The organism is uncultured Formosa sp., assembly GCF_947500765.1.
Classification (GTDB): domain Bacteria; phylum Bacteroidota; class Bacteroidia; order Flavobacteriales; family Flavobacteriaceae; genus Formosa.
Genome location: NZ_CANMTH010000020.1, coordinates 1 through 12,175, shown reverse-complemented (window position 1 = coordinate 12,175; position 12,175 = coordinate 1). Strand labels below are relative to the sequence as shown.

The window sequence follows — 12,175 nt, the reverse complement described above, 5'->3', positions numbered from 1 at the left end:
AATTAATCTTAAAAGTCAAAATGAGTGAACTACCTTTTTTAATGAGCGAAATGTTTTTCTCAAATAAGAGATAACGTTTATGTGTAAGGAACGTTGCGTATTTGAGTGCGAGGATTTTCCGAAGGAAAATCAGAAGCTAGCAAACAAAGCAACGACCAAACGATTGAACTAAAATAAGCAATGTTTTTTACACGGTGTTGTGGTGCGTTATTTTTTCAAGCTGATATTGGATTCACTTGAATTTGTCCTCCGATTGCTTTTAATACTTTCATAATTGTCGCAAATTGAGGTTTCGCTCCATCAGATAATGCTTTGTATAAACTCGGTCTGCTTAATCCGGTTTCCTCCGCAATTTTTGTCATTCCGATTGCTTTCGCAATATGTCCGATTGCATTAATTATATCCGCATTATTTCCCTCTTCCAAAACAGTATTGAGATATTCCGCAATCATTTCTTTGCTGTCTAAATAATCCGCTATTTCAAATCTTGAAGTTCCCATTTTCTATTTATTTAATTTTTTCCAAATTTCTTTCGCTTTTGCAATGTCTTTTTGCTGAGTAGATTTATCTCCACCAATAAGCAATACTATTATTTTTCCGTCTTTTTCTTTAAAGTAAACTCTGTAGCCTTTCGCGAAATTTATTCGCAATTCCCGAATTCCATCGCCAACTGTTTTACAATCGCCAAAATGTTCGTCAGTTTCTAATTTTTGAATTCTGAACAAAATTTTCGCCTTTGCTTTAAAGTCTTTTAGCTTTCTCAGCCATTTGTCAAATTCATTTGTTTTCTCAATAAAGAACATAAATATTGTATCTACTTGGATACAAAGTTAAGAAAAATATTTGAATAAATTCAGTTCAGATTGAGTTTTTAGTAGAGTGAGTTTTAATGCACCACAACGTGTTTGTGTATGATTAGTGGCGTGTTTTAAGCACTAAAGATAGCAAATAAAACACAGATAGAAAGTCCGCGAGGACTTTCGTAAGTAGGCGAGAACCAGCCATTAATTATACACGGTGTTGTGCGTAGTTTTTTTGTTTTCCAGATAATAATATTTTATCAATTGTGTTGGTTTTTTTAAATTCAAATCAGTTGAATGGTTTTCTATTGGTAAGTTCAAAGAGTTGTATGTGAATTCAGTTAAAATGTCTCGATTGTCAGAACCATAACTTTCTTTTTTGATTAGCATTTGCTCTTCATACAAAGACCTAAAACCCCAAAAACTTACTGTAATATCATTTTCTAAAGTTTCGCTACGGTAATTAATTTGTTGCCCTATATTATTAAATTCTTTTATGATTTTAGAATCGAACTTATCTGATGTAATTACTGAAAAGAATTCGATTTCCTTAATTAGATTTTCGGATTCATATTCAAATACTTTCTTTCGTTGAAGAATTGGTTTTTCGTATAAGAAATATCCATAGTATTTTTCAGATTTTATTAAACGTTCCAAATTATCGTAATAGTAAAATGTTTTTGAGTTTATTTGTCCGTCACGATTGTAAACTATCCACTCAATTATTTTTGATTTTGAATCATAGATTTTTCTATAATTTAAATGAGTTTCGCCTGTTTCAATTCGAGTAGCGTATCTCTCAAAATCTCTACCTAAACTGTCGTATTTGATTTCGTAATTAGTAAGGTCTTTAAATGTGGTAAAATAATTAAGGTTTTGATATTCGATTAAAGTGCTGTCTTTGATATTTCCATTCTTCTTAAATTCATAGGAATATATTTTAACAGCTTTAATTATATTTGTGTCTATTTTAGTTTTTCCAATTAATTCGAGCATTTCGTTGAATGCTAAATTTCCCTCATCTATTTGTAAACAATTCCAAGCTCTATTTTTACTTGCAGAACAGCTACTTAAAATCAGAAATATTAATATGTATTTTAAAATTTTCAAAAGTTTAGTTTTTAGTTTCTCGAAAATAATTCTATTCTTTTGAAGAGAAAAGTCATAATGAGCGAACTATGTTTTTCGTTGAGTAACGTGGTTTCTCAAATTACGCACAACGTGTTTGTATATGGTTTGTTGCGTGGTTAAGCAACTAAGTTAACAAATAAAAACTGAATAGAAAATCCGCGAGGATTTTCGTAAGTAGGCTAGAACCAAGCAATAAATTATATACAGTGTTGTAGGCAGTTTTTATCCGTTAGCTATTTCTTCAGCCGCTACGTCAAGTATTTGTAAATACCTATCCAAAACAGTCGTATTTGGTATGGTCGAACGTGGGTCAATCGAAAATAAAAGTTTATATGCAGTATAATTGGAAACTGTCGTGCCAAGAATACGAGTACTTAAACCATCTAATTTACTTGTAGTTGTTGACGATATATGTGCTGCAGAATTCCTAATAGTTTTCAAATCCATTAAATCATTATTTATAGCACTTAATGAAGTGTTGAAAACATAACCTTGATGAAAGAATATTTTACTTATATTTCTTATTCTTTCTGGATTAGACCAATCCATATGACGTTGATTTCCGATAATAATTTTTTGTGCGTGTTCAGCGTCTATTGGGTTTACCCATTTAGCAGGTCTATTATTAAGTATTGAAGGTTCATTAAGCAAATAATCAACAAACGAATTCTCTACAAATGTTTCCCAACCAATATATATTCTCAAGAATGCAGATTCGCTTATAAATTCTCTCATATCTCTAGCAATCTTGTATGAACCACTTGTGTATTTTTGATGAGCAAATGTAATATGCGAGACAAGACTAGCAGTTGTGGCTCTAAAATCAATCAAATTTTGTGCTAAAGCCATATTATATTGAATTTACTATATCAAGTATAAACTTGGTTCTTCTAACTCTAACTTTCGTATCAGTTGTAGCTCGTCTACTATCTTCTAAAAACTGTATCTGTGGAACTGACATATTTTGAAAAGGTACTGTGCCAAAAAGAACGTTTAAGTCAGTTAGAGCAATTTTAGTTCTCTCGTATTTATTGGTATCAATCTCTTGTCTTAATACATCTAAATTTTTCAAACCTACTTTTGTATGATAAAAGCTAGTGAATAGAGTGTAAAATAGATGTATTCTTTTGAATTGAGTGCCTTTTAATGTTTCGTCAAAAATGCTTTTAATAAGTTTTATGGTTTCATCAAAATCTCGTTCTAAAGCGTCAGTATCGTAATTAAATTCCTTTTCGTATTTAGTATAGAAAGATTTGATTTGTTTTTTTGATTGAATTCCCTCTATCATTGCTATTACTAAATCAGCAACTAATGTGGCATCAGCCATTCGTAGAACATTTTGATTTGTTAAGATTTTATTTTCCGACCAAAAATCATTGTGTTTATGGGATAGTCTGTCAACTAATATTTTAAATTCACTAAAGTGATTTGCGTTAATTTTTTCTTGCTGATTAAGTACAACAGAATAAGAGTTTAATCTAGCGAAAATGTCTAAAATTTCATTGTCTGGTAGATTAACAAGTAAATCAACTGAAATCTCATAATTCAGAATTGTTGATTGAATTTCTGGGTCAATATTGCTTAATTGGCTGAAAAAAAATCCGCCATATTTTTGATTATGCTTTTTCTTTATTGCAAATCCATCATTGATATATGACAAAATGGTTCGAAGTCTTTGTTGTCCATCTACAACTTCACGTATTGACTGTCTATTCTCAATATTTAATGTTTGTCTAATGAAAATTTTCGGAATTGGTTTTCCGCGAATAATGGTATCCATTAGGTAAGACTTGGCATCATCTGCCCAAATTGCTTTTCTTTGAAATTTTGGTGAAAGTACTAGTTGTTTCTTATCATTCCATTCAAGAAAGTCATTAATACTATAAGCTCTACTGTCAAAATTTTTCATTTTATCTATATTTTATTTCTTGAACGTACTTTTTTTTAAATTGCCTACAACGTGTTTGTGTATGGTTAGTTGCGTGGTTAATCAACTAAGTTAGCAAACTTTAACGAACCTGTGAATATTCCGCAGGAATATTCGCAAGTAGGGAAGAACCTAGCAATTAATTATACACGGTGTTGTAGCACGTTTTTATTTATTCAAGTGTTTTTTTCTTTCTCTTATTAGCATAAAACTCATAATTAAAATAATGCCTATTCCGATTACTAATAAACCGTATTTGAATAGTCCTGTTAGAAAAAATGTAAGGAAGCTACCATAACGACCTCTTTCAGATTTTTGAACGAGTTCAGATATGATGCTAGAATTCTCTAATAAGAAATAAAAGACAATACAGAATAAGCTAATTATGTATAGTTTTATGATTTTTAAATTTCTTTTATTCATCACTTATTTCAGATTATCAAAAAATTCAGTTGGGTTTGTTATAAATAAATGAGCTTTTGAATTTTTTAGTAATTTCGCTAATTCTCTAATATTCGGATTACACAGATTTCCATTTTCGTCCATTAAAATCCAGTCATTTCTGTCGCATAATTCCAGCATTGAATTTAAGAAATTCAGTTTTGAATCTCTCAAATCAGTCCGAAATCTAAAATCATCTATAAAATTCTCTTTTTCGTTATAGTCAATACTCAAATCGTGGTCAACTTCTCCGTTTTCAATTTTCCAACTTTCGTTATTCCACGAAGCTCTTGGAATAATTTGGTCAATTTCGTTTCTTAATTCCGCAATGTTTATTTGAATTCCTTTCCACCATTTCGTTGTAATCGCATCTTCAAATTCAGGTTCAGGTGCTTCATTCATTTCCACGTCATAATTTTCCCAATACTTTTCCCATTCAGCGTGTTTTATTTCGAGCTGTTTTGGAATTCCTCCATATTTTTTTTCAATCGGCTTTCTTGGAAGTACAAATGTTAGAAATTGGTATGTTGCCATTGGGTTTTCTTAAATGTGCTACAACGGTCTTGTGTATGGTTAGTTGCGTGGTTAAGGAACTAATTTAGTAAACAAAAACGAACGCGAGAAAATTCCGAAGGAATTTTCCAAATAAGCACTTGCCAAAGCAATTAATTATACACGGTGTTGGCAGTAGTTATTATTTTTTTTGCTCTTTCAGAAATGTCTTTGTAAAATTCAAAGTCCTTTTCTATATCAATGTTTTTCTTTCCTAATATTGGTCGTCTATTAGTTTTGTCAAAAAGTTGCGTTTCGGAAATGATTGATTTTATTTTTTCGGCGTTCAACTTATTCCATTTAAAATCCTTTTGGTTTATTTTATTTTCAATTGCAATAATGAGCTCTTCTCTAAATTCATCTTTTAGTTCTTTTTCATTAACAACAAGTAGAGCAGAAGCTGTAGTAATTTCGTCAAGGTCTTCAGAATTGAGCACAATTTCAATTAAATCTATTTTTCGTGGGTCAGGTAATTTGAATAAAACTGGATGTCCGCCTCCGTGATATTCAGTTTCTACATAGATTTTTTGCCATTTCTCGTTGGTCTTTGGACATAAATAAAGAGTTCCCCAAGTATTAGAATCAACTTCTGTTTTGATAAAGTCCGCAGTCAACTTTTTAATTAATTCAGGATTTGATGTCAATCGTAGTTCGTTCATTTTCTAATTACTGCCAACGGTTATGTATAAGAATAGTGCGGTTTTGTGTGCGAGGATTTTCCGCAGGAAAATCAGACGTAACAAAAGCGCACGAACTCTTGATTAAGCACTAAACTAAGCATTATTTTTATACGGTGTTGTGTTTAGTTTTTTATATTTCGCTTATTAATTTGTCAAATAATTCAAAATGATGTTTTTCAGTTCTCATTTCAATTTTCAATTTATCATTCTTATGTTCAATCTTATATATTTCTCCAGATTGGAAAAGTGGTTTTAATATTTCTGTCAGTTTGAAAATCAGTTTTGGTTTCTCATTTTTCATTTCAAGCATATACTTTTTAGAAAAATCGAGTTCAGACAATGATACACTTACCATTTTTTTTAAAAAGTCAGTTCGTGTTTTTTTTCGTATTGTAAATTCCGAATTATGAGTTCCTTTTCTTTCAGTTTCCCATTCCGCCAAAATAAGTAAACTTTGATATTTTGATGAAAGCAATAAATTTCCAGTTGAAGTAAAGGTTGATTTTTTATAAGTCAAATTCCAATTTGTAGGATTTGATATTTTACCGAAAATCAGATATGACCAAGCATTGTAATTTCCTTTTACTTTTCCATTTTTATTTGCAACAAAACTTTCAAAATCAAAGCAAAATTCCTCATTTAGTTTGAAAAAAGGTGAGGATAATTCGTCTGGTGAGGCATTAGATTTTATTCTCATTGAATTCTGCTGTCAAATTAAACACAACGTGTTTGTGTATGGTTAGTTGCGTGGTTAGGCAACTAAGTTAGCAAACTTTAACGAACCCGTGAAAATTCCGCAGGAATTTTCACAAGTAAGCTCAAAAAAGCAATTAATTATACACGGTGTTGTGCGTACGTTTTTTTTATTTTTCCGCAATTAGTTCTATTCGTTCGCAATTCATTCTAAACATTTTTCCATTTTCAAATAGATAGATTATATCATCATTTTTATTCGGTTTATTATGTTCCATAAAATTGTGATTTATTTCACGCATCGATTTGGGAAAGAATGAAATTCCGCTTAATGTATTTTCATCTTCAGGGAATTTAGAATTGTCTCCTTTCTTAGAGTTTTTGAATACAACATTTTTATGCAAAAAAGTCAGTTTTTCAAATTCGTTCTCGTGAACCCAATCTCCAGTCGATTTTATAAATTCAATTCGGACAGTATCGTTAAATTCCGATATTTTTTTGAATTGAAAATTATTATGCAAATCAATATGAATTCCATTTAATAGAACTGCATAATTTTCTTCAATTTCAAAGTTCGTTTTCATTTATTTTTTTAATTGTTTGAATAATTTTAAAAGACCAAATCCTATAATTCCAGATATTAGAAAATCAATAAATAAATATCCATAATAAGTTTCAGTCGGATTTTCTGGGCATTCAAAACACATTTCACTCCATTTTATATGGAATGTGAAAGGAAAACCATAAGTGTCATTTCCATCAAATGGTGTTTCAATTTTCATAGTCACTAATGTTATAACTACGAATATGATAATTGATAGAATTAATATTTGAATGACGGTTTTCATAAATGACGCACAACGTATTTGTATATGGTTTGTTGCGTGGTTTAAGCACCTAATTTAGCAAATACAAACCGAATAGAAAATCCGCGAGGATTTTCGTAAGTAGGCTAGAACTAGCAATAAATTATATACGGTGTTACCTGCAGGCTTTATTCCTTAGCAGATTTTATTACATATTTACTAAATAAATTAAATAGCTTTATAAATTCATAAATTGATATTATTGTCAGAGACCAACAAAAGTTAACTAAAACTTCGATAAAATCAATTTCAATTTTCCAAAATCTCAGATTATATTCATCCAAGTTTATAAATTTTAAAAGAAGAATTAAACAAATTGTCGATGTAAATAAATATATAGAATATTGAAAATCATCTACTAACTCGTGTAATAAAGTCTTCGAATTGTCTTTTTTACTTTCTTTGTTATACAAGTTTTTTGAGAATTTACTTGTAGCAATAATAGATAAACTAGTAATTGAAAAACCTATTGCAATAGAAATAAATGTAATTATTTCATTAAAAGCAGACTTATTCGTGTCGAAAAAAATAGTTAAAATTATTACTATTGTTAAAATTAATAAAAATGTATATTTAAAGCGTTTAGTCATTTTTTAGTTTTATTAATATGTTTGAATAAACAGAATCTTTATTAAAAACATCATTGTTATTGACTTGAGCTTTTATTTTTATATTTTTCGAAAGTAATTTTTCATTAAAAATCATACCGAAGTTTCTCGAATCTCTCCCGCTGATTACTAAATTTTTATAATGTATTTTCTTTTTAATTAGATTTTTAATTCGACCAATTAATTTATCTCTATTGTTTTTTGAGTTGAAATTTAATTTTAAACTTGCGACACTTGCTCCATAACCCATAATTTCATCAGCTAGAGCTTTTTTTAAAGAATCATTTTCTGAAAATAAATCAGGTGAAGCTGAAAATCTTATTTCATCAATTGTTTTTATCGTTTCAATGAATTCACTTTCATTAAATACGTTTTTGATTGTAATATTATTAGTTTCAAATAATGACTTAAACCAATCAATAATAAATGGTTTTTTCTTTGAATTACTACACCAAATAGAACTTGTAGAAAAGTCAAATATTAAAAATGCTTGTTTAGCTTCAAATTGGGTTTTTTTTCTTGGATTTTTCTCTTTTTTTAAGGTTTCAACATTTCTTACCTTTTCTTGTCTTGGAAGTGGATTTCCAAACTCTAATGATATTTTTAAAAAATTATCTTCAAATTCCGTACTTATACAATAAATATAATCATTGAAATTGTGATTAAATTCATCATCTTTTCCAAGAATTTTTTCCATCATTTTCTTAGTTAATAGAGAATCATCTATTAATATTAAAAAATTAGAAAAATATAAATCTTTGTACTTCATTTTTTTCAGCTTGCAGGTAACGTTGTTGTATAAGCTTTGTTGCGTTGTTTAAGCAATGAATTTACTAAATAAAACACGAACGGCGAAATTCCGAAGGAATTTCCCAAGTGAGCCAAAACCAGCAATAAAATTTATACGGTGTTGTATGCAGGCTTTTATTTCCATATTTCGTTAAAAGTACTTAATACTTTATCTTTCAATTCAGTCGGAATGTTTTTGTCTTGGTCAAAATCTAATTTCACTTCTCCTTTTTCATTATGAGTTTGCATTGTAAAATAACCACTTGTGTCAAATTCTCCTTTATATTCAGAGTGAATTTGGTCAATCGATTTATTAAACTTGTCAAGTTTTTCCGAATAGTCTTTTCCGTATAAAAATTCGCTTATGTTTTCCATTTAATTGTTTTGTAAATTAAGATACCTATTAAAATCAGAAATATAATTCCGCAAGAGTAAGTCAGTCCGAGAAATAAATCTTGTTGTTTACATAAATCAACTCCAGAAACTTGAGAAATACATTCTCCAAATTCCGTTTCATATTTCAGACTCACTCCTGTATTTATTGTCATAAAATAAAAAAGAGGAATTCCAAAAAATGAAAAACTCAATCCGATTATGTAAAATATTTTTCTCAAAAGTTCGGTTTTTTAGCTTGCATACAACGTGTTTGTATATGGTTTGTTGCGTGGTTAAGCAACTAAGTTAACAAATAAAAACCGAATAGAAAATCCGCGAGGATTTTCGTAAGTAGGCGAGAAGCCAGCAATAAATTATATACGGTGTTGGCAACAGTTTTTCTTTTTTTATTCAGCTATTTCTACAGTTTCTTTTGTTCGACCAAATAATATGGCAATAGCAGAGATTATCGCTGGTAAAAACAAAATAAATAAGGTTAATATAGCAACATAAGATTTTCCAAAGCCAAACTGTGATGCAAAAATAATTGGTGTAAATACAAGAAAAAATATTCCAAATATCAATGTCAAAATTCCGAGTATTTTTGAGTATTTCTTTACCTTAAAATCTGTTGAGCCAAACTTACGAGCATTCCAGCCTGTTGCTGACATTAGTATAAACATAAAAAATGTTATTATTATTCCATATTCGATTTTTTCGCTTAGCATTATTACTAAACTCACAATAGACATAATCAAATAGAATATTGAGGCAAACCAAGCACTTATTCTTACTAATATTAACTTCATTAATCTTCTTTAATAAATTCGTTTGGGTCAAATCCGTACATAAACTTGTTTAATTGTCCATTTGAGCTTTCCAATTCGACAATGTCCATTAGTTCCTCAAAATATGAACAAACTCTTTCTCGGTCTTCTGTATCCAAGTCCAAATAAATTTCCGCAAACCTTGAAAGTCCAATTCCGATTTTTTCCTGATACTTTTTGTCATTCGGTTTATCGGATTCGGCAACAGTTTTAAAATCAGACGCAACTTGGTTTATTTTTTCCGTTAAAATTGGTCGCATTTTTTCGTCCGCAATTCCGGGATAATAATTTTCCGACACGAACTTTTTCTTTGCTATAAATTCCGCAAATTTTTCATTCGAATTTTCAGGTGTTTTCATTTCGGTTACATTTTGTCCGCAAGCAGAAAAGGTCAAAAAAATACTAAAATTTGAATGTGTTTCGTCATTTCTCAAATTGTTGCCAACGTTGATGTATAAGAATAGTTGCGGGTTTGTATGCGAGGATTTTCCGAAGGAAAATCAGACGTTACAAACACGCAACGATCTTTGATTAAGCACTAAACCGCAATTATTTTTATACTGTGTTGTGCATAGTTTTTATTCTTCAGCCACAAATTTGAATGGTAGAAGAAATTTAACTTTCACTTTTTTATTATTTTCTAATTCCGCTGGTTTCCAGTCAGGAATTTTTGATATTACTTTGTAACAAGCTGTATCATAATCTTTTCTCAATCTTTCAATTATTTCTATATCAACTACTTTTCCAAGAGTGTCAACTACAAAAGTCGATTTGACTTTTCCATTTATGTATTCCGTAAATCCTTGATGAAATTTATAATTCAGTTGTATGAATTTAGTCAGCGAATCAAGTCCTCCTGGAAATTCAGGCATTTTCTTTAAACTCGCAAAATTTATTTGTTCGTCATTTTCGTCTAAAAGTTGATATTCCAAGTTCAGCGAGTTTTGAGATTCCACTTTTTTAAATTCCGATTGAGTGATTTCTTTTTCAGATTCAGAATTGTTTTCCGTTTCTGTTTTTTCCGAATTCTTACAAGAAATCAGAAGTAAAATTGTCAATATAATTCCTATTATTTTATTCAATTCGTGAGTTTTCTCAAATTATGCACAACGTTGTTGTGTATGGTTAGTTGCGTGGTTAAGCAACTAAGTTAATAAACATTTACGAACCCGTGAATATTCCGCAGGAATATTCGCAAGTAAGCTCAATAAAGCAATTAATTATACACGGTGTTGTACATTGGCTTTTTTATTCGGCTATGTATTCAAATGTTATTTTCGGATTCACAGATTCAGATTCTTTTTTTTGTTCAAATATTTCCAATTTTTTATTGTATCGGATTGTCAAAGTATCAAAGTTTTTCCATTCAAATTCAACGTCTTTTGGTTTAATAAATCCAGCACTTGCTACGAAAATCAATTCAGAGTTTTGTTCGTCAATTCCACAATCTGTTGCATAAATTAGAATCGAACGATTTGCTGTTGCATTTCCGCTTTCTTGCGTCATTTTTATTTTGCGTAAACCCTCATAATCACATTCCGTTTTCAATTTCGTTTCGGTTGGTTCGTCAAAAATCTCAAAGTTTGACATAAAAACAAAAAATCCAATTATGGCCAAAAGTCCGATTATTAAAATTCCAATTAGTATCTTTTTTATCAAGTTTGAGTGAGTTTTTAGCTTGTGTACAACGTGTTTGTGTATGATTTGTGGCGTGTTCAAGCACCTAATTTAGTAAATAAAAACTGAATAGAAAATCCGCAAGGATTTTCGTAAGTAGGCTATAACTAGCCATTAATTATACACGGTGTTACCCAACGTTTTTTTATTTAAATTCATATTCGTAAAAATAGATTTTGTCAGGTGGCCAAATGTCCATAAATGGAATTGGAATTAAATATCCTTTTTCTTTATCTATATTTGGTTCTATTATTTTTCTATTAAAATCCGTTTTATTTTTCCCATTGTTTACAGATATACTTTTTCGTCTATAGGTTTTTTTCTTGTCCACCGAAAAACAGTCGTGTCCACAAGTTGGTTTCCAAATGTTTTTTACAATAGGAATAACTTTTATAAATTCCGATAATTTAGATTTTGGTATATTTTTTAAAATCACATAAGAGTAGTTTTCCGAACTAAAATATAAAGTCAGAGTTTCGCCTTTCAATTCCGATATGTCAACTTTAAAATTTCCGTTCTTTTCAATTCGAGTTTCGTATGGAATTATAGTTCCGCTTTCCTTTTTTTCAATTTTTTGTAATTCCGTTTCTATGTAAATTGTAGCATAATTAAATTCAGGAACTTTTATTTCGTTCTTGGTTTTTGTCAATTCAATTATTTGTCCGCTGAAAGTTTGTGAATAAACTCCAGAAGATAAAATCAGACTCAAAATCAATATGTAAGTTCGTTTTTTCAAATGTCTTGTCCTGAAATATGGCTACAGTTTAAAATTGAATTAAGCTGATAATTTATATACCATATTCGGTGTT

The 12,175-nt window shown here is 29.7% G+C and carries 18 protein-coding genes; all 18 read right to left on the bottom strand.

Going from position 1 to position 12,175, the window contains the following annotated elements; genetic code table 11:
• Positions 1-215: 215 nt before the first annotated feature.
• The 18 genes from Q1B05_RS18140 to Q1B05_RS18055 all read right to left on the bottom strand — a co-directional run bounded on the left by Q1B05_RS18140 (position 216) and on the right by Q1B05_RS18055 (position 12,075).
• Complete coding sequence (locus tag Q1B05_RS18140; RefSeq protein ID WP_299782800.1) at positions 216-500, bottom strand: addiction module antidote protein; 285 nt, start codon at positions 498-500, stop codon at positions 216-218.
• 3 nt (positions 501-503) lie between these two features.
• Positions 504-803 carry a type II toxin-antitoxin system RelE/ParE family toxin gene (locus Q1B05_RS18135; RefSeq protein WP_299782798.1) on the bottom strand — a complete coding sequence of 100 codons (300 nt, stop codon included), beginning with the start codon at positions 801-803 and terminating at the stop codon, positions 504-506.
• Between the two features lie 201 nt (positions 804-1,004).
• Positions 1,005-1,910 carry a hypothetical protein gene (locus Q1B05_RS18130; RefSeq protein ID WP_299782796.1) on the bottom strand — a complete coding sequence of 302 codons (906 nt, stop codon included), beginning with the start codon at positions 1,908-1,910 and terminating at the stop codon, positions 1,005-1,007.
• Positions 1,911-2,153: 243 nt separating this feature from the next.
• The gene (locus Q1B05_RS18125) at positions 2,154-2,780 is read right to left on the bottom strand and encodes a hypothetical protein (protein ID WP_299782794.1); all 627 of its coding nucleotides are present in this window, start codon (positions 2,778-2,780) and stop codon (positions 2,154-2,156) included.
• Position 2,781: 1 nt separating this feature from the next.
• Positions 2,782-3,840 carry a DUF262 domain-containing protein gene (locus Q1B05_RS18120; protein ID WP_299782792.1) on the bottom strand — a complete coding sequence of 353 codons (1,059 nt, stop codon included), beginning with the start codon at positions 3,838-3,840 and terminating at the stop codon, positions 2,782-2,784.
• Positions 3,841-4,284: 444 nt separating this feature from the next.
• Complete coding sequence (locus Q1B05_RS18115) at positions 4,285-4,833, bottom strand: hypothetical protein (RefSeq protein WP_299782790.1); 549 nt, start codon at positions 4,831-4,833, stop codon at positions 4,285-4,287.
• Positions 4,834-4,964: 131 nt separating this feature from the next.
• A complete protein-coding gene (locus Q1B05_RS18110; RefSeq protein WP_299782788.1) occupies positions 4,965-5,495 on the bottom strand; it encodes an Imm27 family immunity protein in 531 nt (176 codons plus the stop codon).
• 166 nt (positions 5,496-5,661) lie between these two features.
• The gene (locus Q1B05_RS18105; protein WP_299782786.1) at positions 5,662-6,228 is read right to left on the bottom strand and encodes a hypothetical protein; all 567 of its coding nucleotides are present in this window, start codon (positions 6,226-6,228) and stop codon (positions 5,662-5,664) included.
• 166 nt (positions 6,229-6,394) lie between these two features.
• Complete coding sequence (locus tag Q1B05_RS18100; RefSeq protein WP_299782784.1) at positions 6,395-6,808, bottom strand: hypothetical protein; 414 nt, start codon at positions 6,806-6,808, stop codon at positions 6,395-6,397.
• A complete protein-coding gene (locus Q1B05_RS18095) occupies positions 6,809-7,072 on the bottom strand; it encodes a hypothetical protein (protein ID WP_299782782.1) in 264 nt (87 codons plus the stop codon). It abuts the gene before it with no gap.
• A 600-nt stretch (positions 7,073-7,672) separates the two neighbouring features.
• A complete protein-coding gene (locus Q1B05_RS18090) occupies positions 7,673-8,467 on the bottom strand; it encodes a hypothetical protein (RefSeq protein ID WP_299782779.1) in 795 nt (264 codons plus the stop codon).
• A gap of 155 nt (positions 8,468-8,622) precedes the next feature.
• Positions 8,623-8,862: a hypothetical protein gene (locus Q1B05_RS18085; RefSeq protein WP_299782777.1), complete on the bottom strand. Its 240-nt coding sequence runs from the start codon at positions 8,860-8,862 to the stop codon at positions 8,623-8,625.
• Positions 8,850-9,101, bottom strand: coding sequence for a hypothetical protein (locus Q1B05_RS18080; protein WP_299782775.1), 252 nt, complete (start codon positions 9,099-9,101; stop codon positions 8,850-8,852). Before Q1B05_RS18080 ends, Q1B05_RS18085 begins: the two co-directional genes overlap by 13 nt.
• Before the next feature lie 168 nt (positions 9,102-9,269).
• Positions 9,270-9,671 (bottom strand): hypothetical protein, encoded by a 402-nt coding sequence (locus Q1B05_RS18075; protein WP_299782773.1) that lies wholly within the window; start codon positions 9,669-9,671, stop codon positions 9,270-9,272.
• Positions 9,671-10,048, bottom strand: a complete 378-nt coding sequence (locus Q1B05_RS18070) for a DUF4844 domain-containing protein (protein ID WP_299782771.1) — start codon at positions 10,046-10,048, stop codon at positions 9,671-9,673. Before Q1B05_RS18070 ends, Q1B05_RS18075 begins: the two co-directional genes overlap by 1 nt.
• 219 nt (positions 10,049-10,267) lie before the next feature.
• Positions 10,268-10,771, bottom strand: a complete 504-nt coding sequence (locus Q1B05_RS18065; RefSeq protein ID WP_299782769.1) for an energy transducer TonB — start codon at positions 10,769-10,771, stop codon at positions 10,268-10,270.
• Positions 10,772-10,937: 166 nt separating this feature from the next.
• Positions 10,938-11,348, bottom strand: coding sequence for a hypothetical protein (locus Q1B05_RS18060; RefSeq protein ID WP_299102548.1), 411 nt, complete (start codon positions 11,346-11,348; stop codon positions 10,938-10,940).
• 163 nt (positions 11,349-11,511) lie between these two features.
• Complete coding sequence (locus Q1B05_RS18055; RefSeq protein ID WP_299782767.1) at positions 11,512-12,075, bottom strand: hypothetical protein; 564 nt, start codon at positions 12,073-12,075, stop codon at positions 11,512-11,514.
• Positions 12,076-12,175: the final 100 nt, after the last annotated feature.

Coding starts and splice junctions, on each gene's coding strand:
- Q1B05_RS18140 (WP_299782800.1), bottom strand. CDS start 500: ATGGGAACTTCAAGATTTGAAATAGCGGATTATTTAGACAGCAAAGAA.
- Q1B05_RS18135 (WP_299782798.1), bottom strand. CDS start 803: ATGTTCTTTATTGAGAAAACAAATGAATTTGACAAATGGCTGAGAAAG.
- Q1B05_RS18125 (WP_299782794.1), bottom strand. CDS start 2,780: ATGGCTTTAGCACAAAATTTGATTGATTTTAGAGCCACAACTGCTAGT.
- Q1B05_RS18120 (WP_299782792.1), bottom strand. CDS start 3,840: ATGAAAAATTTTGACAGTAGAGCTTATAGTATTAATGACTTTCTTGAA.
- Q1B05_RS18115 (WP_299782790.1), bottom strand. CDS start 4,833: ATGGCAACATACCAATTTCTAACATTTGTACTTCCAAGAAAGCCGATT.
- Q1B05_RS18105 (WP_299782786.1), bottom strand. CDS start 6,228: ATGAGAATAAAATCTAATGCCTCACCAGACGAATTATCCTCACCTTTT.
- Q1B05_RS18100 (WP_299782784.1), bottom strand. CDS start 6,808: ATGAAAACGAACTTTGAAATTGAAGAAAATTATGCAGTTCTATTAAAT.
- Q1B05_RS18095 (WP_299782782.1), bottom strand. CDS start 7,072: ATGAAAACCGTCATTCAAATATTAATTCTATCAATTATCATATTCGTA.
- Q1B05_RS18090 (WP_299782779.1), bottom strand. CDS start 8,467: ATGAAGTACAAAGATTTATATTTTTCTAATTTTTTAATATTAATAGAT.
- Q1B05_RS18085 (WP_299782777.1), bottom strand. CDS start 8,862: ATGGAAAACATAAGCGAATTTTTATACGGAAAAGACTATTCGGAAAAA.
- Q1B05_RS18075 (WP_299782773.1), bottom strand. CDS start 9,671: ATGAAGTTAATATTAGTAAGAATAAGTGCTTGGTTTGCCTCAATATTC.
- Q1B05_RS18070 (WP_299782771.1), bottom strand. CDS start 10,048: ATGAAAACACCTGAAAATTCGAATGAAAAATTTGCGGAATTTATAGCA.